The organism is Plantactinospora endophytica (genome assembly GCF_016862915.1).
In the GTDB taxonomy this organism is placed as follows: Bacteria; Actinomycetota; Actinomycetes; order Mycobacteriales; family Micromonosporaceae; genus Plantactinospora; species Plantactinospora endophytica.
Window position 1 is genome coordinate 340,893 of record NZ_BONW01000004.1, and the last position, 22,266, is coordinate 363,158.

Annotated in this window: 23 protein-coding genes; 22 read left to right on the forward strand and 1 reads right to left on the reverse strand. The window is 72.0% G+C overall.

Annotated elements, in window-relative coordinates; genetic code table 11:
* From Pen02_RS07235 to Pen02_RS07285, 11 genes are all read left to right on the forward strand, one after another.
* Positions 1-339 carry a P-II family nitrogen regulator gene (locus tag Pen02_RS07235; RefSeq protein WP_196205300.1) on the forward strand — a complete coding sequence of 113 codons (339 nt, stop codon included), beginning with the start codon at positions 1-3 and terminating at the stop codon, positions 337-339.
* Positions 340-354: 15 nt separating this feature from the next.
* On the forward strand, positions 355-2,769 hold the full coding sequence (locus Pen02_RS07240; protein WP_203865133.1) for a [protein-PII] uridylyltransferase: 2,415 nt from the start codon (positions 355-357) through the stop codon (positions 2,767-2,769).
* 137 nt (positions 2,770-2,906) lie between these two features.
* On the forward strand, positions 2,907-3,884 hold the full coding sequence (locus Pen02_RS07245; protein ID WP_203865134.1) for an ABC transporter ATP-binding protein: 978 nt from the start codon (positions 2,907-2,909) through the stop codon (positions 3,882-3,884).
* Positions 3,862-4,755, forward strand: a complete 894-nt coding sequence (locus Pen02_RS07250; RefSeq protein WP_203865135.1) for an ABC-2 transporter permease family protein — start codon at positions 3,862-3,864, stop codon at positions 4,753-4,755. The genes Pen02_RS07245 and Pen02_RS07250 overlap by 23 nt, the downstream gene beginning before the upstream one ends.
* Before the next feature lie 45 nt (positions 4,756-4,800).
* On the forward strand, positions 4,801-5,976 hold the full coding sequence (locus tag Pen02_RS42475) for a sensor histidine kinase (RefSeq protein ID WP_203865136.1): 1,176 nt from the start codon (positions 4,801-4,803) through the stop codon (positions 5,974-5,976).
* 27 nt (positions 5,977-6,003) lie between these two features.
* Positions 6,004-6,681 carry a response regulator transcription factor gene (locus Pen02_RS07260; RefSeq protein ID WP_203865137.1) on the forward strand — a complete coding sequence of 226 codons (678 nt, stop codon included), beginning with the start codon at positions 6,004-6,006 and terminating at the stop codon, positions 6,679-6,681.
* 225 nt (positions 6,682-6,906) lie between these two features.
* Entirely contained in the window at positions 6,907-8,457 is a 1,551-nt protein-coding gene (gene ffh / locus Pen02_RS07265) for a signal recognition particle protein (RefSeq protein ID WP_203865138.1), read from the forward strand.
* Between the two features lie 80 nt (positions 8,458-8,537).
* Positions 8,538-9,116 carry a Uma2 family endonuclease gene (locus Pen02_RS07270; RefSeq protein ID WP_203865139.1) on the forward strand — a complete coding sequence of 193 codons (579 nt, stop codon included), beginning with the start codon at positions 8,538-8,540 and terminating at the stop codon, positions 9,114-9,116.
* Positions 9,117-9,254: 138 nt separating this feature from the next.
* Positions 9,255-10,334 carry an amidohydrolase family protein gene (locus Pen02_RS07275; protein ID WP_203865140.1) on the forward strand — a complete coding sequence of 360 codons (1,080 nt, stop codon included), beginning with the start codon at positions 9,255-9,257 and terminating at the stop codon, positions 10,332-10,334.
* A 79-nt stretch (positions 10,335-10,413) separates the two neighbouring features.
* A complete protein-coding gene (gene proS, locus Pen02_RS07280; RefSeq protein WP_203865141.1) occupies positions 10,414-11,820 on the forward strand; it encodes a proline--tRNA ligase in 1,407 nt (468 codons plus the stop codon).
* 19 nt (positions 11,821-11,839) lie between these two features.
* Positions 11,840-12,484 (forward strand): ribonuclease FAU-1 family protein, encoded by a 645-nt coding sequence (locus Pen02_RS07285; protein ID WP_203865185.1) that lies wholly within the window; start codon positions 11,840-11,842, stop codon positions 12,482-12,484.
* A gap of 108 nt (positions 12,485-12,592) precedes the next feature.
* Here the strand turns inward: Pen02_RS07285 and Pen02_RS07290 are convergent, their stop codons facing one another.
* The gene (locus tag Pen02_RS07290) at positions 12,593-13,651 is read right to left on the reverse strand and encodes a LacI family DNA-binding transcriptional regulator (RefSeq protein WP_239140183.1); all 1,059 of its coding nucleotides are present in this window, start codon (positions 13,649-13,651) and stop codon (positions 12,593-12,595) included.
* A gap of 139 nt (positions 13,652-13,790) precedes the next feature.
* On the opposite strand from Pen02_RS07290, the gene Pen02_RS07295 reads away from it, so the two are divergent.
* The 11 genes from Pen02_RS07295 to Pen02_RS07345 all read left to right on the forward strand — a co-directional run bounded on the left by Pen02_RS07295 (position 13,791) and on the right by Pen02_RS07345 (position 22,266).
* Positions 13,791-15,098, forward strand: a complete 1,308-nt coding sequence (locus Pen02_RS07295) for an extracellular solute-binding protein (protein ID WP_203865142.1) — start codon at positions 13,791-13,793, stop codon at positions 15,096-15,098.
* On the forward strand, positions 15,095-16,099 hold the full coding sequence (locus Pen02_RS07300; protein ID WP_203865143.1) for a carbohydrate ABC transporter permease: 1,005 nt from the start codon (positions 15,095-15,097) through the stop codon (positions 16,097-16,099). Before Pen02_RS07295 ends, Pen02_RS07300 begins: the two co-directional genes overlap by 4 nt.
* Entirely contained in the window at positions 16,096-16,965 is an 870-nt protein-coding gene (locus Pen02_RS07305; RefSeq protein ID WP_203865144.1) for a carbohydrate ABC transporter permease, read from the forward strand. The genes Pen02_RS07300 and Pen02_RS07305 overlap by 4 nt, the downstream gene beginning before the upstream one ends.
* Positions 16,966-17,345: 380 nt before the next feature.
* Positions 17,346-17,795: a 30S ribosomal protein S16 gene (gene rpsP / locus Pen02_RS07310; protein ID WP_203865145.1), complete on the forward strand. Its 450-nt coding sequence runs from the start codon at positions 17,346-17,348 to the stop codon at positions 17,793-17,795.
* Positions 17,770-18,030: an RNA-binding protein gene (locus tag Pen02_RS07315; protein ID WP_199853371.1), complete on the forward strand. Its 261-nt coding sequence runs from the start codon at positions 17,770-17,772 to the stop codon at positions 18,028-18,030. Before rpsP ends, Pen02_RS07315 begins: the two co-directional genes overlap by 26 nt.
* A 13-nt stretch (positions 18,031-18,043) precedes the next feature.
* The gene (gene rimM / locus Pen02_RS07320; protein WP_203865146.1) at positions 18,044-18,616 is read left to right on the forward strand and encodes a ribosome maturation factor RimM; all 573 of its coding nucleotides are present in this window, start codon (positions 18,044-18,046) and stop codon (positions 18,614-18,616) included.
* A gap of 79 nt (positions 18,617-18,695) precedes the next feature.
* Positions 18,696-19,472, forward strand: a complete 777-nt coding sequence (gene trmD, locus Pen02_RS07325; RefSeq protein WP_203865147.1) for a tRNA (guanosine(37)-N1)-methyltransferase TrmD — start codon at positions 18,696-18,698, stop codon at positions 19,470-19,472.
* A gap of 138 nt (positions 19,473-19,610) precedes the next feature.
* Positions 19,611-19,967, forward strand: a complete 357-nt coding sequence (gene rplS / locus Pen02_RS07330) for a 50S ribosomal protein L19 (protein WP_203858388.1) — start codon at positions 19,611-19,613, stop codon at positions 19,965-19,967.
* Between the two features lie 198 nt (positions 19,968-20,165).
* On the forward strand, positions 20,166-21,071 hold the full coding sequence (gene lepB / locus Pen02_RS07335) for a signal peptidase I (protein WP_239140188.1): 906 nt from the start codon (positions 20,166-20,168) through the stop codon (positions 21,069-21,071).
* Positions 21,068-21,721 (forward strand): signal peptidase I, encoded by a 654-nt coding sequence (gene lepB, locus Pen02_RS07340; RefSeq protein WP_203865149.1) that lies wholly within the window; start codon positions 21,068-21,070, stop codon positions 21,719-21,721. The genes lepB (Pen02_RS07335) and lepB (Pen02_RS07340) overlap by 4 nt, the downstream gene beginning before the upstream one ends.
* A gap of 86 nt (positions 21,722-21,807) precedes the next feature.
* Positions 21,808-22,266: an NUDIX hydrolase gene (locus tag Pen02_RS07345; protein WP_203865150.1), complete on the forward strand. Its 459-nt coding sequence runs from the start codon at positions 21,808-21,810 to the stop codon at positions 22,264-22,266.

Consider the following 22,266-nt stretch of genomic DNA (forward strand, 5'->3'; position numbering starts at 1 on the left):
ATGAAGCTGGTGACTGCGGTCATCAAGCCGTACCAGCTGGACGCGGTCAAGGAGGCGCTGCACGCCCTGGGCGTGGCCGGCCTGACCGTCAGCGAGGTCCAGGGGTACGGACGCCAGAAGGGTCACACCGAGGTGTACCGGGGAGCCGAGTACACCGTCGAGTTCCTGCCGAAGATCCGGGTCGAGGTACTTACCGACGAGATCGACGTCGACAAGGTGGTCGACGCGGTGGTCACCGCCGCCCGTACCGGCAAGATCGGTGACGGCAAGGTCTGGGTGACCGGCGTCGAGGACGTCATCCGGGTCCGTACCGGCGAGCGCGGCCTCGACGCGCTGTAAGGGGAGATCGTCACGATGACCAGGGGACCCGTGCCGCTGACCGCCGGTCAGGTCGACCCGAGGCCCCTGGTCATCCCCGGCATCGGCGCCGCCGCCCGCGAGCAGCGTGCGGCGGCGCTCGACACCTGGCTGACCGGGCTGCTCACGGCCGGCCTGCGCGAGACGGCCGGCCGACGCAACGGCCCGGATCCGGCCTCGGCCACCGGCATCGCCCTGGTCGCGGTGGGCGGGCTCGGCCGCCGGCAGTGCGCGCCCTGCGGCGACCTGGACCTGGTGCTGCTGCACTCCGGGGTGCCCGGGATGGACGACTTGGCCGCCGCGCTCTGGTACCCGATCTGGGACGCCCGGCTCGGCCTGGACCACTCGGTGCGGACCATCCCCGAGGCGCTCTCCGTCGCGCACGACGACGTCAAGGTCGCGCTCGGCCTGCTCGACGCCCGGCACGTGGCCGGCGACCCCGAACTCTCCGCCCGACTGGTCGGCGCCGCCGCGGACCAGTGGCGGCGGACCGCCGTACGCGCCCTGCCGGCACTGCGCGAGGTCACCGCGACCCGCTGGCAGGCCCACGGCGAGCTGGCGTTTCTGCTGGAAGGTGACCTGAAGGAGGCGGCCGGCGGCCTCCGGGACGTGGCGCTGCTCCGGGCCATCGCCTTCGCCGGGATCAGCGACACGCTCCGCCCGGCGGTCCGGGCCGCGCACCTGCGGATGCTGGACACCCGGGACGCCCTGCACAGCTCGGTCGGCCGGCGGGTCGACCGGCTGCTCGCCCAGGAGCGGACCGCCGTCGCCGGACTGCTCGGGCTGCGGGCCGTCCGGTCGACGGTCGACCCCGCGCAGCGGCCGTTCGGGCCCGGCGCGGTCGAGCCCGCCCCCCGACAGCTCTCACCCGACCCGGACGGGACGCCCAACGGGCTCGCCGAGCCGGGCGACGCGCTGCTGCGCCAGGTCGCCGGGGACGCCCGGACCATCAGCCACGCCCTGGACGACGCCTGGCGGGCCGCCGACCGGCTCCGCTCGGGGCGACGCCGGGGCGCCGACGGCCGGCCGCTGCGCCGTCCCGTCGCCCGGGACGTCGTCGAACAGGACGGCGAGCTGGTCCTCGCCCGGACCGCCATCGGCGCCCGCCCCGACCCGAGCCTGTCGCTGCGGGTCGCCGCCGCCGCGGCCAGCGCCCGGCTGCCGATCGCCCGGGCCACCTGCGAGTGGCTCGCCGCGTACTGCCCGCCGCTGCCGACCCCGTGGCCGCCGGCCGCCCGGGCCGCGCTGATCACCCTGCTCGGCGCCGGTACCGGCCTGGTCGGCACCTGGGAGACCTGCGACCGGTACGGCCTCGTCGACGGCTGGCTGCCGGAGTGGCCCCGGATGCGCAGCCTGCCGCAGCACAACCCGGTACACCGGTTCACCCTGGACCGGCACCTGGTGCAGGCCGCCGCCGAGGCGACCGGGTACGCCCGTGAGGTGGATCGGCCCGACCTGCTGCTGCTCGCCGCCTTCCTGCACGACGTGGGGAAAGGACTCGGCGGGGACCACAGCATCGTCGGGGCGCCGATCGCGGCCCGGATCGCCGCCCGGATCGGGCTGCCGCCGGCCGAGGTCGACCTGATCGAGCGGCTGGTCCGGCTGCACCTGCTGCTGCCCGAGGTGGCGACCCGGCGGGACCTCGCCGACCCGGTCACCATCGCAGGCGTGGCCGACGCGGTGCAGGACACCGGCACGCTGAGCCTGCTGCACGCACTGGCCCAGGCGGACGCGAAGGCGACCGGGCCGGCCGCCTGGTCGGACTGGAAGGCCCGGTTGATCGCCGAACTGGTCCGCCGGGTGCACACCCGGCTCGACACCGGTCAGCTTCCCGAGCCGCCGACCCCGGACCCGGCGCTGGTGGCGGGGCCGCTGCCGGCCGTACACCTGGAGGGGGACCGGGTGGCGGTGGCCGCGGCGGACCGGCGCGGCCTGCTCGCCGCGGTCGCCGGATGTCTGGCCCTGCACCGGCTGGAGGTGCTGGCCGCCGACGCCAGCATGGTCGAGGAGACCGCCCTGGTCGAGTTCCTGGTCCAGCCCCGCTACGGCACCCCGCCCGACCCGGTCGCCCTCGCCGCCGACCTGCGCCGGGCGGTCACCGGCGACGTCTCGGTGACCCAGCGGCTGCGCGGTCGCGCGCTGGCGGCCCGGGGCGGCGGCTCGCCACCCCGGGTGGTCTGGCACCGGGCCGCCGCCACCGACGCGGTGGTGCTGGAGCTGCGCGCCGCCGACGCGGGCGGCCTGCTCTACCGGGTCGCCAGCGCCCTGGACGAGGCCGGCGCGCAGGTCCGGGCCGCCCGGATCTCCACCCTCGGCGGTGACGTGGTCGACGCCTTCTACCTCGTCGGAAGCTGGCCGGACGAGGCCGAGCGGGACCGGGTCGAGGCCGCCGTGCTGTCCGCCGCCGGCTGACCGCCCGCCCCGGCCCTGGACCGGGGCTGGTCTCGCCTCCGGCGGTGGGGCGGTCCCGGCACTACGTCAGCGGGCGTAGCCGGAGGGCCGCTCGCCGGACGACGCCGCCGGGCCCGCCGGGCGGGATCGTCGGGGGCATGACGGATATCCCACCCGAGCCGACCGGGCCGCCGCACCCGGTCGAGACCAGCGGCCTGAGCAAGCGGTACGGCGACCTCGTCGCCGTCGACTCGCTCGACCTCACCGTGCGGGCCGGCGAGGTGTACGGCTTCCTCGGCCCGAACGGCGCCGGCAAGACCAGTACCCTGCGGATGCTGCTCGGCCTCGTCCGGCCCACCGCCGGCACAGTCCGGCTGTTCGGCCGGCCACCCGGCGCACCCGGTCAACTGGACCAGGTAGGCGCGCTGATCGAGGGCCCGGCCTGCTACCCCTACCTCTCCGGCCGGGACAACCTGCGGGTGCTGGCCCGGTACGCCGGCACCCCGTCGATCCGGATCCGCACCGTGCTCGAACTGGTCGACCTCGCCGACCGGGCCGGCGACCGGTACGCCAGCTACTCGCTCGGGATGAAGCAGCGGCTCGGGGTCGCCGCCGCGCTGCTGAAGGACCCCCGGCTGCTGATCCTGGACGAGCCGACCAACGGGCTCGACCCGGCCGGGATGGCCGACATGCGCGCGTTGATCCGCCGGCTGGCGTCGGCCGGCTGCACCGTACTGCTCTCCAGTCATCTGCTCGGCGAGGTGCAGCAGGTCTGCGACCGGGTCGGAGTGGTCTCCCGGGGGCGGCTGGTGACCGAGAGCACCGTCGCCGACCTGCGCGGTACGGCCAGCCTGCGGGTGCTGGTCGAGCCGCTCGGCGCCGCCGAGGAGCGGGCCCGGGCGCTGCTCGGCCCGGACCGGGTCCGGGTGGTCGACGGCGGGCTCGACCTGGCGGTCGACCCGGACCAGGCCGCCCGGGTCAACACCGCGTTCGTCGAGGCGGGGCTGGCCGTACGCGAGCTGCGTCCCCGGGAACGCGACCTGGAGCAGGTGTTCTTCGAACTGACCGGCGGTACCGACGCCGCCGGTGCGCAGCGGAGCGAGGAGGTCGGACATGGCGTTCCGGCGACTTACTGACGTACTCGCCGCCGAGCTGGTTAAGCTGGTCCGCCGGCCGGCGAACTGGCTGCTGCTGGCGGTGGCCCTGGTGCTCAGCCTGACATTCACCTACCTGGTCCCGTACGCCGGCTATCTGGACGGCACCGACCCGGCCGGCGGGGGTACCGGGAACGTGCCGCCGACCGGTCCCGGTTCCGGCGGGGTGGCGGAGGCGGCCGGGGACGGGCTGGCCGCGCTGCTGCCGGCCGAACTGGTCGGCAACTCGATCGGCGGCCTGCCGATCTTCCTCGGTGCGATCATGCTGATCCTCGGCGTACTCACGGTCGGCGGCGAGTACGGCTGGGGCACCTGGAAGACCCTGTTCACCCAGGGACCGTCCCGGCTGGCCGGGTACGCCGGCAAACTCGGCACGCTGGCCGTGGCGACCCTGGGCACGGTACTCGCGATCTTCGTCTCGGGCGCCGCCGCCAGCGGGCTCGTCGCCGGGGTGGAGGGGCAGCCGGTGCACTGGCCGTCGCCGGCCGAGCTGGCCGTCGGGGTGGGCGCCGGCTGGCTGGTCGCGATGATGTGGGCGAGCTTCGGGGCGCTGTTGGCCGTACTGCTGCGCGGGGTGGCGCTGCCGGTCGGGCTGGGACTGGTCTGGCTGCTGGCCGTACAGAACCTGCTGGCCAGTCTCGCCGCGCCGCTGCTGGACTGGGTGGCGCAGGTGCAGAAGGGGCTGCCCGGACCGAACGCCGGATCGCTGGTCGCGGCGCTCGGCGCCGGCCCCGGTACGCCCGGGGTCGAGCAGGTCGTCGGCGGTGGGCAGGCGGCGCTGACCGTGGCCGGTTATCTGGTCGGGTTCGCGCTGCTGGCCGGTGCCCTGCTCCGTCGGCGTGACATCCTCTGAACCGATGACCCCGGAGGCTGGACCGATGACCCGGACGTTGCACCGATGACCCGGACACCCGGACCGCTGAGCCCGCCCGAGCCGGTGGCCGGAGCGGGGCGTGGCCGGTGGGTCTGGCTGGCGGACACGGCGCTGGCGGTCGGACTGTTCGCGATCACGGTGCCGGTGAGCACGGTGATCGGCCGGAACATGCCCGGTGCGGTCGAGGTGGACGGCTGGGGCTACGCGCTGATCGCGCTCGGCACGCTGAGTCTGGCGGTACGCCGCCGCTGGCCGCTGGGCACGCTGGCGGTCAACTCGCTGGCCGTCTCGACGTACCTGGTGGTCGGCTACCCGTACGGGCCGATGCTGCTCAGCTATCTGATCGCCGTCTACACGGTCGCGGCACACCTGCCGGTACGCCGGGCGGCGGTCGGCACCGCCGTGTCTCTGGTGGTGCTGCTGGCCCACACGGTGGTGTCGATCCGGGGTACCCCGGAGGGTCTGCTCGGGCTGGTGCCCGGCTCGGCCTGGGTGGCCGTACCGTTCGCGGTCGGCGCCACCGTCCGGGTCAACCGGCAGTCCGCCGCCCAGGCCCGGATCGAACAGGCCCGGCGGCTCGCCGACGACGAGCGGCTCCGGATCGCCCAGGAGGTGCACGACGTGGTCGGGCACGGGCTGGCCGCGATCAACATGCAGGCGGAGATCGCCCTGCACCTGCTGGCGAAGCGGCCCGAGCAGGCGGAGACGGCGTTGACCGCGATCAGCCGGACCAGTCGGGAGGCGCTGGACGAGTTGCGGGTGACCCTGTCGGTGGTCCGTCGGGACGCGGCGGTCGAGCGTGCGCCGGTGCCCGGACTCGACCAGGTGGCGGCGCTGACCGACCGGCTGCGCCGGTCCGGCCTGCCGGTCACGCTGGAGCTGACCGGTGAGCGTCGGCCGCTGGCGGTGGCGGTCGACCTGGCCGCGTACCGGGTGGTGCAGGAGTCGCTGACCAACGTGCTCCGGCACGCGGGCGCCGCCACCGCCATGGTGCGGATCGGGTACCTGCCGGCCGAGGTGACGGTCGAGGTGCTGGACACCGGACACGGCGGTGCGGGGGTGGCCGGGCCGGGTGCTGGGCACGGGCTGACCGGGATGCGGGAGCGGATCGGCGCGCTCGGCGGCGTCCTGGAGGTGGGGCCGCGTCCCGGGGGCGGGTTCCGGGTCTTCGCCCGGCTGCCCGCGCCGGCACGGGATTGACCGAGGACTACCGGGGAGGACAGCGGGATGACCGAGGAGAGCGCGGCGACGATCGGTGTGCTGATCGCGGACGACCAGGACCTCGTCCGGCTGGGCCTGCGCGCCCTGGTGGAGAGCGAGCCGGATCTGCGGGTGGTGGGTGAGGCGGCCGACGGGCTGGACGCGCTGGCGGTGGCCCGCCGGGAGCGCCCCGACGTGGTGCTGATGGACGTCCGGATGCCGGGGATCGACGGCATCGAGGCGACCCGGCGAATCGTGGCGGATCCGGAACTGGCCGGAACCCGGGTGGTGGTGCTGACTACCTTCGAACTCGACTCGTACGTCTTCGAGGCGCTCCGGCACGGCGCCAGCGGCTTCCTGACCAAGGACACCAAGCCGGTCGAGCTGCTCCGGGCGATCCGGCTGGTGGCCGGCGGCGAGGCGCTGCTCTCCCCGTCGGTCACCCGGCGGGTGGTCCGGGAATTCGCCACCCGGCCGTCCCGGGTACTCCGCCCGCACCCTCGGCTGGACACCCTGACCGACCGGGAGCGGCAGGTGGTGGGGCTGGTCGGCGAGGGGCTGAGCAACGACGAGATCGGCGGGCGGCTGCTGGTCAGCCCGGCCACCGCGCGTACCCACGTCAGCCGGGCGATGGTCAAGCTGGGCGCCCGGGACCGGGCCCAACTGGTCGTGTACGCGTACCAGTCGGGCCTGGTCGAGCCCTGACCCGGCCGGCACGGCCCCGACCGGCCCGGCCCGGCGCCTGGGCCGGGCGGGGTGGGGTTCCCCGCGAGACTGTCGAGCTGCCCCGTTCGCGCACCCGCACCCCGCTCGCGGCTCCGGGCGGGGTGGAGGCGCCGGAGGATGTGGGCGGCTACCCTTGCGGTGGCCGGGCACCCGTGTCTCGGCCATGCCATGCTCGGGTAAATACGACAAACGGGATGCTGCGCCGTGTTTGACACTTTGAGTGACCGCCTGTCCGGGATCTTCACCAAGCTGCGTGGCAAGGGCCGCCTCACCGACGCCGACATCGACGCCACCGCCCGGGAGATCCGGCTCGCGCTGCTGGAGGCGGACGTCGCCCTGCCCGTGGTCAAGTCCTTCATCACCAGTGTGAAGGAGCGGGCCCGGGGCGCCGAGGTGTCGCAGGCGCTCAACCCGGCGCAGCAGATCATCAAGATCGTCCACGAGGAACTCGTCACCGTGCTCGGCGGCGAGAACCGGCGGCTCCAGTTCGCCAAGCAGCCGCCCACCGTGATCATGCTCGCCGGTCTCCAGGGTTCCGGTAAGACCACCCTGGCCGGCAAGCTGGCCGGCTGGTTGAAGGGGCAGGGCCACCAGCCGCTGCTGGTCGCCGCCGACCTCCAGCGGCCGAACGCCGTCAACCAGTTGCAGGTGCTCGGCGGCAGGGCCGGGGTCGAGGTCTTCGCGCCGGAGCCGGGCAACGGGGTCGGTGACCCGGTCCAGGTCGCCAAGGCGTCGCTGGAGCACGCCCGGCGGGCCGCCCGGGACATCGTCATCGTGGACACCGCCGGCCGGCTCGGTATCGACGCCGAGATGATGGCGCAGGCCGCCGCGATCCGGGACGCCGTCGACCCGGACGAGGTCATCTTCGTCATCGACGCGATGGTCGGCCAGGACGCGGTACGCACCGCCGAGGCGTTCCGGGACGGCGTCGGGATCACCGGCGTGGTCCTCTCCAAGCTCGACGGCGACGCGCGCGGTGGTGCCGCGCTCTCCGTACGGCAGGTCACCGGCCAGCCGATCCTCTTCGCCTCCACCGGCGAGAAGCTGACCGACTTCGACGTCTTCCACCCGGACCGGATGGCCAGCCGGATCCTCGGGATGGGCGACGTGCTCACGCTGATCGAGCAGGCCGAGCAGGCCTTCGACGCCGATCAGAAAGAGAAGATGACCGCCAAGCTGATGGGCGGCGAGCAGTTCACCCTGGAGGACTTCCTCGACCAGCTCATCGCCGTACGCCGGATGGGCCCGATCGCGAACGTCCTGGCCATGATGCCCGGGATGGGGCAGATGAAGGACCAGTTGGCCGAGGTCGACGACAAGCACTTCGACAAGGTGACCGCGATCATCCGCTCGATGACCCCGGGCGAGCGGACCAACCCGAAGGTCATCAACGGCTCGCGGCGGGCACGGATCGCGAACGGCTCCGGCGTCACCGTGATGGACGTCAACCAACTGCTCAACCGCTTCGCCGAGGCGCAGAAGATGATGAAGCAGATGGGCGGCATGATGGGCCTGCCCGGCGGCCGGCGGAAGGCGACCAAGTCGCCGAAGAACAAGCGCAAGGGCACCAAGGGCGGCAACCGGCCCCGGGTCGGCGGCCCGGCCGGCGGGTTCCCGGGCGGCATGCCGCAGTTGCCGCCGGGGCTGGACCCGAGCGCACTCCAGGGCGGGCAGGGCCTGCCGCCCGGGTTCAAGTTGCCGAAGCTCGACTTCAACAAGTTCACCAAGCGCCCGGACGACGACAAGGGCCGCTGACGGACAGAGTGTCCGTCGACGGGGACAGTGGGCGATAGCCTGAGCGCGTAGGGTGACGGCGTCACTGGGAAGGAGTGGTCATGACCGCGGCGCCGATGCTGCCGGAGCGGCAGGAGTGGACGGTTGACGACCTCGGCGAGCTGCCGAAGGACCTTCCGTACGAACTGATCAACGGAAGGTTGATCGTGCCGTCCCCCACCCACCTGCACCAGGACCTCTGTGTCCGCATCCTGCTTGCGTTAGAGGCGAACTGCCCGCCGGAGTACGTGGTCAGCATCGACCTCTCGATGCGGGTCGACCGGCGCAACGAGCCCCGGCCCGACGTGGTGGCACTGCGCCCCGAGCACATCACCCGCAGCCCGGTCCCGGTCGAGGACGCGATCCTCGCGGTCGAGGTGATCTCGCCGGACTCCACCTTCCGCGACATGTACGACAAGGCGCGGGTCTACGGCCACGCCGGTGTGCCGACCTACTGGGTGGTCGACCCGCTGCACGAGCGGATGACGCTTACCGAGTTCGTGCTCGGGCCGACCGGCGAATACGAGCCGGCGGCGCACACCGACGACGTCTTCCACACCGAGCGTCCCTGGAAGGTGACCGTCGACCTGCCGGCCCTGACCACCCGTTGGGTCGGCCTCCGGGGCCGCGCGGAGGCGTGACGCGGCGACCCTGGCCGGCCATGGTCGGCGCGGCAACCGTGGCCGGCGCGGTCGGCACGGGCCGTCAAGCGGTGACTTCCGTCGGGGCGGGACGGGGCGCGGCGGGCCGCCGAGGCTCGATCGGGTAGGAATGTGCCCATGGCGCTGCACGTACGAGGGGTCGTGCTCCCGGACGACGAGGTCCGCGACCTGTGGCTGGTCGGTGACCGGGTCACCTTCACCCCGGTTCCCGGGGCGGTGACGGTGGCCGACCGGGGCTTCGTGCTGCCGGGTCTGGTCGACGCGCACTGCCATCCGGGGATCGCACCGGGTGCGCGGCCGATCAGTTCGCTGGATCAGGCCCGTGAACTGGCCCGAATCGACCGGGACGCCGGGGTGCTGGCGATTCGGGACGCCGGTTCGCCGTTCCCGTACCCGGAGTTGGAGGACGAGCCGGACCTGCCGCGACTGGCCCGCGCCGGCCGGCACATCGCGCCGCCGAAGCGTTACCTGCGGGACATCGCGGTGGAGGTCGAGCCGGCCGACGTACCGGCGGCGGTGGCCGAGCAGGCCCGGGCCGGCAACGGCTGGGTCAAGTTGGTCGGCGACTGGATCGACCGGAACGTCGGTGACCTGGCGCCGTCCTGGGAGCCGGAGACGGTGGCCGCCGCGATCGCCGCCGCACACGCGGCCGGGGTCCGGGCGGCGGTGCACACCTTCTCCGAGGCGGCGGTCGAGGTGATGGTCCGGGCCGGGGTCGACTCGGTCGAGCACGGTACCGGGGTCAGCCTCGACCTGGTCGACGAGATGGCCCGGCGGGGCACCGCCCTGGTGCCGACGATGATCAACATCGCCACCTTCGGCGAGATCGCGGAGCGGGCCGGGGCGAAGTTCCCCGGGTACGCCAAGCACATGCTCGCGCTCCGCGACAACTTCCCGACCGTGGTCCGGGCGGCGTACGAGGCCGGGGTGCCGGTCTACGTCGGCACCGACGCGGGCGGCGGGATCGACCACGGGCTGGCGGCGGAGGAGATGCTGCTGCTGCACCAGCAGGCCGGGATGCCCGCCGTCGACGTACTGGCCGCCGCCTCCTGGCGGGCCCGGGACTGGCTCGGCTTTCCCGGCCTGGTCGAGGGCGGCCTCGCCGACCTGGTGGTCTACGCCGACGATCCCCGCACCGACCTGCGGGTGGTACGCGCACCGCAGCGCATCGTGCTGCGCGGCCGGGTGCTGCGCTGACGGCCGGAACGTCGGAACTCCGCCGTCGGTAGCAGGCCGGACGCGTCGGTCCTGCGGTCGGCGCCTAAGATGTGCCCTCATGGCACGCGTGCTCACTCCCCGTGCGGAGGACTTTCCCCGCTGGTACCAGGACCTGATCGCCAAGGCGCAGCTCGCCGACAACGGCCCGGTGCGGGGGACCATGGTCATCCGACCGGCCGGCTACGCCATCTGGGAGCGCATGCAGGCCGAGATGGACGCCCGGATCAAGGTCGCCGGTGCGGAGAACGCGTACTTCCCGCTCTTCATCCCGGAGAGCTACCTGCGCCGCGAGGCACAGCACGTCGAGGGCTTCTCGCCGGAGCTGGCGGTGGTCACCCACGGTGGCGGCAAGCAGCTCGCCGAGCCGGTCGTGGTGCGGCCGACCAGTGAGACGGTGATCGGCGAGTTCATGGCGAAGTGGGTCGACTCGTACCGCGACCTGCCGCTGCTGCTCAACCAGTGGGCCAACGTGGTGCGCTGGGAACTGCGGCCCCGGGTCTTCCTGCGGACCAGCGAGTTCCTCTGGCAGGAGGGGCACACCGCGCACGCCGACGAGGCAGACGCGCGGGCGTACGCCCGGAAGATCCTGCACGAGGTCTACGAGGACTTCATGGTCGGCGTGCTCGGCATCCCGGTGCTGGTCGGGCTGAAGACCGCCCGGGAGCGGTTCGCCGGTGCCACCCGCACCTACACCCTCGAAGGCATGATGGGCGACGGCAAGGCGCTCCAGATGGGCACCTCGCACGAGCTGGGGCAGAACTTCGCCCGGGCCTTCGACATCACCTACACCTCGGCCGAGCGCACCGTCGAGCACGCCTGGACCACCTCGTGGGGCAGTTCGACCCGGATGCTCGGCGGGCTGATCATGTGCCACGGCGACGACAACGGGCTGCGGGTGCCGCCGAGGCTGGCGCCGGTGCAGGCGTACGTGATGGTGGTGAAGGCCGGGGACGGCGTCGCCGAGGCCGCCGCCAAGCTCTGCGACGCGCTGCGGGACGCCGGGGTCCGGGTCGCGCTCGACGACCGGGTCGACACCCCGTTCGGCCGCCGGGCCGTCGACGCCGAGCTGAAGGGCTATCCGGTACGCATCGAGCTCGGTCCCCGCGACCTGGCCGCCGGCAACGCGGTGCTGGTCCGCCGGACCACCGGTGCCAAGACCCCGGTCCCGGTGCCGGACGTGGTGGCCGGGGTGCTCGCCGCGCTCGACGCCGACCAGAAGGCGCTGCACGACGAGGCGCTGGCCCGACGGGAGTCGTACACCGTCTCGGTGGACTCGCTCGCCGAGGCGATCGAGGCGGCGGCGACCGGCTGGGCCCGGGTGCCGTGGTCCGCCGTCGGTGCCGAGGGCGAGGCGACCGCGAACAACCAGGGTGTGACGGTGCGCTGCCTGCGCCGGGCCGACGGTTCGGTGCCGGACTCCGAGGACGAGCCGGAGCTGACCGCCATCCTGGCCCGCTCCTACTGACCGGCCGGGCGTGACCGGAATGCGCTTCTCGCCGGGCCGGGTCGTCGTGCACCGCAACGTGCGGCGCGGCCAGATCGGCTGGGTCCGCCCGGCCCGGGTGGTCAGCGACGACGACCGTGGCCTGCTGCTCTGGGTCGCCCGGGGCACCCAGGTGGCGGCCGAGGTCGCCGAGGACGGGCGCGGGATGCGGATGATGCCGTTCACCGAGTGGGTCGGCTCGGCGTACCGGTTGCGCGTCGCCACCTGGGCCGGACCGCCGGTGTTGAAGTTCCTGCCGGCCGGCGCGGACCATTCGGTCTGGTTCTTCCGGGACGAGGCCGGCCGGTTCACCAACTGGTACGTCAACCTGGAGGAGCACGGCGTCCGCTGGGACGACGGCGACCTGGCCGGGGTCGACATGCTGGACCAGGACCTCGACGTGCTGGTCTGGCCGGACCACACCTGGGAGTGGAAGGACGAGGGGGAGTTCGCCGAGCGGCTCGCTCTTCCCGAGCACTACTGGGTCCCGGACCCGGCGGCGGTACGCGCCGAGGGCGAGCGGGTGATCAAGATCGCCGAGGCGGCGCAGTTCCCGTTCGACGGTACGTGGCTCGACTTCGTCCCCGACCCGGGCTGGACCGCGCCGACCCTGCCGCCCGGCTGGGACCGCCCACCGAAACGCTGAACGCGCCGTCCGGCGCGGCCGACGTCGGGCCTGAGGGTCGACGTGCCAGCCCGCGACTGTTCGACGGGCCGCCGTAGGGCGGGACGGGTCGGGCTGGGGGCCGGTGGGTCAGCCGGCCGTCGGCGTGGCGGGGGCGGAGAGCGGCAGGCTCGGCTGCTGGACGCCGGTGTAGGGGCGGCAGGAGGCCCGGACCACCAGCTCGGTCGGCAGCCGGATGTGCGTGTCGCGCTCGACGCCGCCGATCAGGTCGATGAGCAGACGCAGCGCCTCGGCGCCCATCCGTTGCAGCGGTTGCATGATCGTCGTCAGCGGCGGGTTGACCAGCGCCGACTCCGGTACGTTGTCGAAGCCGATCACGGAGAGATCTTCGGGTACCCGCAGACCCATGCTCCGGGCGACGTCGAGGGTGGAGATCGCGGAGAGGTCGTTTCCGGCGAATACCGCGGTCGGCCGGTCGGGGAGCGCGAGCAGTTCGGCGGCCGTACCGGCGGCGCTCTCGATCCGGAACCCGCCGACCCGGACCAGTCGTTCGTCCACCGGTACGTCGGCGTCGGCCATCGCCTTGCGGAACCCGGCCTCGCGCAGTCGGGCCGATTCGAGGTCGGAACGCCCGCTGATGTGCCCGATGCGGCGGTGCCCGAGCGAGAGCAGGTAGTTGGTCGCGAGTACGGCGCCGGCGAAGTTGTCGGAGTCGACGGTGGGCAGCCCGGACGGGCCGGTGTGCGGGTCGACGGCCACCACGTGGAAGCCCTGGTTGGTCTCGACCACGGTCGGCGTGACGATCACGGCACCGTCGATGAGCGTGCCGGAGAGCCGGGCCAGCGAGCGTCGTTCCCAGCCGATGGCGGTGCCGGCGCCGTCGCCGCCGGAGTACGCGAGGAGTTGGTAGCCGGTGCCGACGACCTCCCTGGACGCCCCCTTGAGCAGCTCGGTCGAGAACGGCTCGAACTCCGCGACCAGGATGCCGAGCACGTTGGTGCGGTGGCTGCGCAGGCTCTGTGCCCCGAGGCTCGCCTCGTACCCGAGCTGGTGGATGACCTGCTGGACGCGTTCCACTGTCGCCTGGGCCACCCCGTACCGGCCATTGACCACTTTAGATACGGTCGCGACCGAGACGCCGGCCGTACGGGCCACGTCCGACATCTTGACACGCTGCGGAAACGCCACGCCGACGATGATAGAGGGCTGCCGGCGGCCCATGACAGGGGAGTCGAAACCGTTATCGACAACGGTTGACACGGCGTTACGCGGCTGTAAAACTCCCCGTTCAGGTGATTACCGCGACTGATAGTCGAGGAGACATTCGATGGCGATGAAAGGCCGCGCGGGCACCGTCCTGGCGCTGCTTACGACCAGCGCACTCCTTGCTGCCGGATGTAGCGGCGGCGGTGACGAAGCGCCCGCTGAGGAAGAGCTCTACAAGAACCCGGTCACGCTGACCTGGTGGCACAACGCCTCCCAGGACGGGCCCGGCAAGACTTACTGGGAGAAGGTCGCCAAGGACTTCTCCACCCTCCACCCGACCGTCACGGTCCAGATCGAGGCGATCGAGACCAACCAGCTCCAGCGCACCCGGCTCCCCGCCGCCCTGCTCACCACCGACCCGCCGGACATCTTCCAGGCGTGGGGCGGCGGCGAGATGCGCGAACAGGTCGAGGCCGACTACCTCAAGGACATCACCGACCAGGTGAAGACCGAGGTCGGCAACATCGGCAGCGCGGCCGAGATCTGGGCGGTGGAGGGCAAGCAGTACGGCCTGCCGTACCGGATGGGCATCGAGGGCATCTGGTACAACAAGGACATGTTCGCGCGGGCGGGCATCGCCGCCCCGCCGACCACGTTCGAGGAGCTGAACGCGGCCGTCGCCAAGCTCAAGGCGATCAACGTCGTCCCGATCGCCCTCGGTGCCGGCGACAAGTGGCCCGCCGCGCACTGGTGGTACAACTTCGCCCTGCGCGCCTGCTCGGTCGACACCCTGAAGAAGGCCTCCACCGAGGCCGTCTTCGACGACCCGTGCTTCGTGAAGGCCGGCACGGACCTGAAGACCTTCATCGACACGACCCCGTTCCAGCCCAACTTCATCGCCACCCCGGGCCAGAACGACCCGACCAGCGCCAACGGACTGCTGGCCAACGGCAAGGCCGCGATGGAGCTGATGGGTGACTGGAACAAGGGCACCCTGGAGACCGTCGCCGCGGACAAGGCGGCGCTGGCCAAGTTCCTCGGCTGGTTCCCCGTACCGGCGATCACCAACTCCGCCGGCGACCCGAAGGCGGCGCTCGGCGGTGGTGACGGGTTCGCCTGCGCCAAGAACGCTCCGGCCGAGTGCGTCGAGTTCCTCAAGTACATCGTCAGCCCCGAGGTGCAGAAGGGCTACGCCGAGACCGGCACCGGCCTGCCCGTCGCCAAGGGCGCGGAGACCGGCGTCGCGGACCCGGCGCTGAAGTCGATCCTGGAGGCCACCTCCGGGGCGACCTACGTGCAGCTCTGGCTCGACACGGCCTTCGGCAGCACGGTCGGCAACGCGATGAACGACGCGATCGTCGCCATCTTCGCCGGCACCGGCAACCCGCAGCAGGTCGTCGACGCCATGAAGGCGGCCGCACGCAAGTGACCGCTACCAATCCCACCCTGAACCCCGCCGGTGGCGCGTCCGCGCCGCCGGCGGGGGTCCGGCCCGCCCGGAGGCGGACGTCCTCCCGCGCGGCCGAGAGACGTCGCAAGTGGTACGAGATCATCGGGCTGACGACACCCGCCGTCATCGTCTACGTGATGTTCGTGCTGGTGCCGATGGGCTTCGCCGTCTACTACAGCCTGTTCCGGTGGCGGGGTGTCGGACCGCCCACCGAGTTCGTCGGCTTCGACAACTACGTCCTCGCCTTCGAGGACCCGATCTTCCTCGACGCGCTGCGCAACAACGCCATCATCGTGGTCGGGTCGCTGTTGATCCAGGGTCCCGTCGCGCTGGCGGTCGCCCTGCTGCTCAACCGTCGGTTCCGTGGGCGCACCCTGTTCCGGCTGCTGGTCTTCGTGCCGTACGTGCTGGCCGAGGTCACCGTCGGCATCATGTGGAAGCTGATCCTGACCGACGGCGGGACGCTCGACGCGCTGATGCGGTCGCTGGGACTCGGCGGCATGGTGCAGGCGTGGCTCGCCGACCTCGACGTCGTGATCTGGACGCTGCTCTTCGTCCTCACCTGGAAGTACGTCGGCTTCGCCATCATCCTGCTGCTCGCCGGCCTGTCGAACGTGCCGCACGAGCTGACCGAGGCCGCCTCGATCGACGGCGCGAGCTGGTGGCAGATCCAGCGCCACATCACGCTTCCGCTGCTCGGCCCGACGATCCGGATCTGGATGTTCCTGTCGATGATCGGCTCGTTGCAGGTCTTCGACGTGATCTGGGTGACCTCGGTACCCGCGGTACGGTCGCTCGGCGCCTCGGCCACCATGGCGACGTACATGGTCGACAACGGCTTCTTCGCCCGGCTCTGGGGCTACGGCAACGCGGTGGCCGTGATCCTGTTCGTCATCTCCTTCGTCGCGGCGCTGCTGTTCCAGCGCTTCTTCCTGCGCCGTGACATCGAGGGTGCCATCACCACCAGAAGGGTGAAATGACCGTGGCCGCGAACGGAGTACTGCCCCGGCCGTCCAGGCGCCGCCCCCCGGTGACCTGGGGCAACCCGCTCACCTACGGGCTGGCGCTGGCGGTCGCGGCCGTGTCGATCGCCCCGGTCGTCTACGTGATCGTCGGCGGTTTCCGCACCACGCCGCAGATCGTCGCGGACCCGGCCGGCCTGCCCGACCCGTGGGTCTTCGACAACTACGCGCGGGTACTGACCCAGAGCGACTTCTGGGGGCAGGCGTTCAACAGTGCGGTGATCGCCCTGGGTACCACCCTCGGCGTCGTGGTGCTCGGGGTCTGTGCGGCGTTCGTGCTCGCCCGGTACACCTTCCGGGGGCGCGAGGCGCTCTACACCTTCTTCACCCTCGGCCTGCTCTTCCCGGCCGGGGCGGCGATCCTGCCGCTCTACCTGATGCTGCGCGACCTGAACCTGATCAATTCCTACTACGCGGTGATGCTTCCGCAGATCGCGTTCGCGCTGCCGCTCACGATCGTGATCCTGCGCCCCTTCCTCGCCGCCATCCCACGCGAGTTGGAGGACGCCGCCGCGATCGACGGCACGGGCCGGCTCGGATTCCTCTGGCTGATCGTGCTGCCGCTGTCGCGGCCCGCGCTCGTCACGGTCGGGATCCTCGCCTTCGTGGCGAGCTGGAACGCGTTCCTGCTGCCGCTGCTCGTACTCGGCGACGTCAGCCTGCACACCCTGCCGCTGGGCGTACAGAACTTCTCCAGTCAGTACACCTCCGACACGGCGGGAATCCTCGCCTTCACGTCGCTGGCGATGCTGCCGGCACTGCTCTTCTTCACGTTCGCCGAGAAGCAGATCGTCGGTGGCCTCCAGGGCGCGGTCAAGGGCTGAGCGGCGGCGGTAGACGCTGGCCCTGGTCGGGGCCCGGAACGGGACGGACGGGGACTCTCCGGGCGGTGTCGACGGAGGGGACGGACAGGCACGTTCCGGGCGGTATCGACGGTGGCCCACGATGACCGAATTGGTCGGGCCGCCGTCGGGACGCCCGGAGCGGGTCGGGCCCGGCGATTTCGCCGTCCGGTGTCAGCTCTCCCGGCCGGGTCTGGCACAATGGGTCGCTGGTATCCGGCGCGCGTCCGGCGCCCTCTAACCCGGGCGCGTCGCCAGTCCATCGAGCAGTCCCCGGCCCAAACCCCACTGTGCCGGTCGGCTCTCACCCGCGCACCGCCCGTGTCCGGGACGGTGAGAATCGCAACAGGAGCGAACACACTGTGGCCGTAAAGATCCGGCTCCTGCGGATGGGTAAGATCCGCAACCCGCAGTACCGCATTGTCGTCGCCGACTCGCGCACCAAGCGCGACGGCCGGGCGATCGAGTTCGTCGGGATCTACCAGCCGAAGGAGCACCCTTCGGTGATCGAGGTCAAGTCGGAGCGCGTGCAGTACTGGCTCTCTGTCGGCGCCCAGCCGAGTGAGGCCGTCCAGCGCCTGCTGGAGAAGACCGGCGACTGGCAGAAGTTCAAGGGCCTGCCGGCCCCGCCGCCGCTGCTGGTGGCGCCGGAGCGGGCCGACCGCACGGCGGCCTACGAGGCCGAGGCGAAGGCGGCGGCCGGGCTGACCGAGCCGGCTGCCAAGCCGGCGAAGAAGGCGGCCAAGGCGGCGCCCGCCGAGACCCCGAAGACCGAGGAGCAGGCCGGTGCGGACTCCGGCGAGCAGGCCTGACGTGGCGCTCCGGCCGGCGCTCGAACACCTGGTCAAGGGCATCGTCGACCACCCGGACGACGTACGGGTGCGGATGGTCGACTCCCGGCGCGGCAAGCGCCTGGAGGTGCGGGTGCACCCCGAGGACCTGGGCACGGTGATCGGCCGCTCCGGCCGTACCGCGAAGGCGCTGCGCCAGGTGATCGGGTCCATCGGTGGCCGTGGGGTACGCGTCGACATCGTCGACTCGTACTGATCCGCGGATCCCGATGCTCCTGATCGTCGGCCGGATCGGCCGTCCGCACGGTGTCCGCGGTGAGGTGACCGTGGAGGTGCGGACCGACGATCCCGAGGCACGATTCGCCGCCGGGACGGTGTTGCGCACCGACCCGGCGGCGTCGCCCGGCACCGGCGCGGCGGTCCCGCCCCCGGTTACCGGAGCGGGTGAGCTGTTCCGGGTGCCGGAGCAGCTCACCGTCGAGGCTGCCCGGTGGCACCAGAACCGACTCCTGCTCGCCTTCGACGGAATCTACGACCGTGACGTCGCCGAGGCGCTCCGGGGCACCCTGCTCTGGGTGGACAGCGCGGAGGTGCCGCCGCCGGACGACCCCGACGAGTTCAACGACCACCAGTTGGTCGGGCTGGCGGTGGTCACCCCGACCGGCGAGTCGCTCGGCGAGGTGGCCCGGATCGACCACGCCCCCGCCTCCGACCTGCTGGTGCTGCGCCGCCCGGACGGGCGTACCGGGCTGATCCCGTTCGTCAAGGCGATCGTCCCGGAGGTGGACCTGGCCGCCGGCCGGGTGGTCGTGGACGCTCCGCCCGGCCTGCTGGACCTGTAGGGCCGGTCCCGTCGCGTCGACGCGGAACTGTGAACGACGCGGCGTGCGGGTGCGGGAACGATGGAAGGTGCCGTTGCTGATGCGCGTCGACGTGGTGTCGATCTTCCCGGAATACCTGGCGCCGCTGGAGCTGTCCCTGATCGGCCGGGCCCGGGCGGCCGGCGTACTCGACGTCGCCGTGCACGACCTGCGGACCTGGACCTCCGACGTGCACCGTACGGTCGACGACACCCCGTACGGCGGCGGGCCGGGCATGGTGATGCGGCCGGAGCCGTGGGGGCAGGCGCTGGACGCCCTGGTGCCGGCCGGCCGGGAGTCCGGGGTGCGGTTGCTGGTGCCCGGCCCGGCGGGGGTCCGGTTCGACCAGGCGCTGGCGCACGAGCTGGCCGCCGAGTCGCACCTCCTCTTCGCCTGCGGCCGGTACGAGGGAATCGACCAACGGGTACTCGAGCACGCCGCCACCCGGATGCCGGTCACCGAGGTCTCGCTCGGTGACTACGTGCTCTTCGGCGGCGAGGTCGCGGTCCTGGTGATCATGGAAGCGGTGACCCGTCTGCTGCCCGGGGTGCTCGGCAACGCCGACTCGCTCGCCGAGGAGTCCCACGCGCACGGGCTGCTGGAGGCGCCGGTCTACACCAAGCCGCCGAGCTGGCGCGGCCAGGACGTACCGGAGATCCTCCGCTCCGGCGACCACGGCCGGATCGCCCGGTGGCGGCGCGACCAGGCGCTGATCCGGACGGCGGGGCGCCGGCCCGACATGCTCGCCGCGCTGCCGGCGGCGGAGTTGGACAAACGGGATGTCGCCACGTTGACCGGGGCCGGATTTCAGCCTCCGGTCGACGATATGGCAAAGTAGGGGGGTTGCCGCAGCCGCCCGTGCCACGGACGGCTGCGAGGATCTCCGCCGGAGTCGTGATCGTGGGCCTCGTCGTGGAGATCAGAATCACCATCCGCGCGCCGACGCCCGGCGCCGTGAGCCTTCAAGGATGCAGCGATGAACACCCTGGACGCCCTCGACGCCCAGTCGCAGCGGACCGACGTGCCCGACTTCCGGGCCGGTGACACCGTCAAGGTGCACGCCCGAGTCATCGAGGGCAGCCGGTCCCGGGTCCAGGTCTTCGAGGGTGTCGTCATCCGGCGCCACGGGGCGGGCCTGCGGGAGACCTTCACCGTTCGCAAGATCAGCTTCGGGGTCGGGGTGGAGCGGACGTACCCGATCAACAGCCCGGGTATCGACCGGATCGAGGTCGTGGTCCGTGGTGACGTACGCCGGGCCAAGCTCTACTACCTGCGTGAGCTGCGCGGCAAGAAGGCGAAGATCAAGGAGAAGCGCGAGAAGCGGGTCGGCTGACCCCTCCGGCCGGTCGCGCCGGGTCGATCGCGGGGATGCCGTCCCGTCGAACGCCGACTACGCTGGCCACACGGGCAGACGCGAGCCGTGGCAACCCCGGCATGTGCCGGGGTTGTGTGGCACCCCCGCGCTACCGCTCGCGGTCGTCGTCATCGCACCACCGGTTGACGGCGCTGTATCTCGGGACCGGGGAGTTGCGTGGTGCGTAGGGTGGACGATGCGGACGATGTCGAGCCATGGCGTCGCCGGACCCGACGAGCCCGCCGTTCGCGTAAGCAGATGCCACTGTGGCAGGAGCTTCCGCTCCTGCTGATCGTGGCCTTCTGCCTGGCGGTCCTGATCCGCACCTTCCTCCTCCAGGCGTTCTTCATCCCCTCGGGGTCCATGGAGGACACTCTGCTGATCGGCGACCGGGTCCTGGTCAACAAGGTCGTCTACGACATCCGCGACCCGGTGCGCGGCGAGGTCGTGGTGTTCCGGGGTACGGCCGCCTGGGCGCCCGAGGTGCGGGACGAGCCCGACCCGGGTTTCGTGGCCAAGCTGGGCCGCACCATCGGGGACCTGGTCGGGGTGAGCCGGCCGGGCGAGAAGGACTTCATCAAGCGGGTCGTCGGGTTGCCCGGTGACCGGGTGAAGTGCTGCGACGACCAGGGTCGGGTGACCGTCAACGGCGCCCCGCTCGACGAGCCGTACGTGCTGGAAAACTCGCCGCTGGACGTCCCGCCGAACCGCCAGGAGTGCCGGTCGCGGCGGTTCGACGAGGTGGTGGTCCCGCAGGGGCAGATCTTCGTGATGGGTGACCACCGGCTGGTGTCGCAGGACGCGCGTTGTCAGGGGCCGGTACCGATCGAGAACGTCATCGGCCGGGCCTTCGTGATCGTCTGGCCGTTCGGCCACTGGGCCTCGCTGCCGGTGCCGGACACCTTCGACCAACTGCCGAAGCCGGTGGCGGCGTCCGCCACCGACGAAACCTCCGGCGAAAGTCCGAAAAACGGCGCGAACACGGGAGAAATAGCAATTGCGATGCCAATCTTGGGCTCTCTGCTCTTTACCGCGCGTTCCCGACGCTCTCCCGGGACTCGGCATCGTAGGCTCCACCCGTGATTGACGAGCACGAGCAGACCGACAAGTCCAAGCCCCGCAGCTCGTTCTGGCGGGAGCTGCCCATCCTGGTGGGCGTGGCCATTCTGGTCGCGGTGCTGGTCCGGGCATTCGTCCTGCAGACCTTCTACATCCCGTCGCCGTCGATGGAGCACACCCTCGACATCTACGACCGGGTGCTCGTCAACAAGCTGGTCTACGACTTCCGGTCGCCGCACCGGGGCGAGATCATCGTCTTCAAGGCACCCACCCAGTGGACCGGCAATCCCAAGGGCGAGGACTTCATCAAGCGGGTCATCGGCGTCGGCGGGGACCGGGTGGTCTGCTGCGACCCGGAGGACCGCCTGATGATCAACGGGCAGTCGCTGGACGAGCCGTACATCTTCACCGAGAACGGCGTCAGGGATCCGGCGGCCGACGAGGAGTTCGACATCACCGTGCCGCCGGGGCGGCTCTGGGTGATGGGCGATCACCGGTCCGCCTCGGGCGACTCGTTGGAGCACTGGCAGCAGAGCCGCAAGGACATCCAGCTCGCGACCATACCGGAGGAGTCGGTGGTGGGCCGGGCCTTCACCGTCTTCTGGCCGGTCGGCCGGGCCACCTGGCTCTCCGTACCCGATCCCTACGGCGCGATTCCCGATCCGCAGGGCTGACCGGGTTGGACGCCGTGGGGCTGACCGTGCCGGCCGCGACGTGCGGCCGGCGGCCGGTCCGGCACCCGCGCGGCTAGGCTGACCGGGTGACCGTGTTCACCGCCCGCCAGGCAGCCCGGATACTCCTGGTCGACGCCGAGGGGCGGGTGCTGCTCTTCCACGGTTGGGATCCGGCCCGCCCCGAACACCGCTACTGGTTCACCCCCGGCGGCGGACTGGACGACGACGAGACAGCGGCGGACGCCGCCGCCCGGGAACTGGCCGAGGAGACCGGGCTGCGGCTCACCCCGGCCGAGCTGGGCGAGCCGGTACGCCGGGAGGTGGCCGAGTACAGCTTCGGCGGTCAGTGGTACCGCCAGGAACAGCAGTTCTTCCTCGCCCGGGTCGCCGCCTGGGCGGTCGACACGACCGGGTTCGACGCGATCGAGCAGGACACGATCGACACGCACCGCTGGTGGACGATCGACGAGTTGGCCCGGACGACGGAACGGTTCTATCCGACCGACCTGCCCGAGCTGCTACGCCGGGCGCTGGAGAGCGAGTAG

What these genes read in the sequence shown, in the direction of transcription:
- Pen02_RS07270 (WP_203865139.1), top strand. Translation starts at nt 8,538, where the DNA reads ATGACCGCGGCGCCGATGCTGCCGGAGCGGCAGGAGTGGACGGTTGAC.
- rimM (WP_203865146.1), top strand. Translation starts at nt 18,044, where the DNA reads ATGCTCCTGATCGTCGGCCGGATCGGCCGTCCGCACGGTGTCCGCGGT.
- Pen02_RS07250 (WP_203865135.1), top strand. Translation starts at nt 3,862, where the DNA reads ATGGCGTTCCGGCGACTTACTGACGTACTCGCCGCCGAGCTGGTTAAG.
- Pen02_RS07295 (WP_203865142.1), top strand. Translation starts at nt 13,791, where the DNA reads ATGGCGATGAAAGGCCGCGCGGGCACCGTCCTGGCGCTGCTTACGACC.
- Pen02_RS07235 (WP_196205300.1), top strand. Translation starts at nt 1, where the DNA reads ATGAAGCTGGTGACTGCGGTCATCAAGCCGTACCAGCTGGACGCGGTC.
- Pen02_RS07260 (WP_203865137.1), top strand. Translation starts at nt 6,004, where the DNA reads ATGACCGAGGAGAGCGCGGCGACGATCGGTGTGCTGATCGCGGACGAC.
- rplS (WP_203858388.1), top strand. Translation starts at nt 19,611, where the DNA reads ATGAACACCCTGGACGCCCTCGACGCCCAGTCGCAGCGGACCGACGTG.
- Pen02_RS07240 (WP_203865133.1), top strand. Translation starts at nt 355, where the DNA reads ATGACCAGGGGACCCGTGCCGCTGACCGCCGGTCAGGTCGACCCGAGG.
- Pen02_RS07275 (WP_203865140.1), top strand. Translation starts at nt 9,255, where the DNA reads ATGGCGCTGCACGTACGAGGGGTCGTGCTCCCGGACGACGAGGTCCGC.
- Pen02_RS07285 (WP_203865185.1), top strand. Translation starts at nt 11,840, where the DNA reads ATGCGCTTCTCGCCGGGCCGGGTCGTCGTGCACCGCAACGTGCGGCGC.
- proS (WP_203865141.1), top strand. Translation starts at nt 10,414, where the DNA reads ATGGCACGCGTGCTCACTCCCCGTGCGGAGGACTTTCCCCGCTGGTAC.
- trmD (WP_203865147.1), top strand. Translation starts at nt 18,696, where the DNA reads ATGCGCGTCGACGTGGTGTCGATCTTCCCGGAATACCTGGCGCCGCTG.
- Pen02_RS42475 (WP_203865136.1), top strand. Translation starts at nt 4,801, where the DNA reads ATGACCCGGACACCCGGACCGCTGAGCCCGCCCGAGCCGGTGGCCGGA.
- Pen02_RS07245 (WP_203865134.1), top strand. Translation starts at nt 2,907, where the DNA reads ATGACGGATATCCCACCCGAGCCGACCGGGCCGCCGCACCCGGTCGAG.
- Pen02_RS07305 (WP_203865144.1), top strand. Translation starts at nt 16,096, where the DNA reads ATGACCGTGGCCGCGAACGGAGTACTGCCCCGGCCGTCCAGGCGCCGC.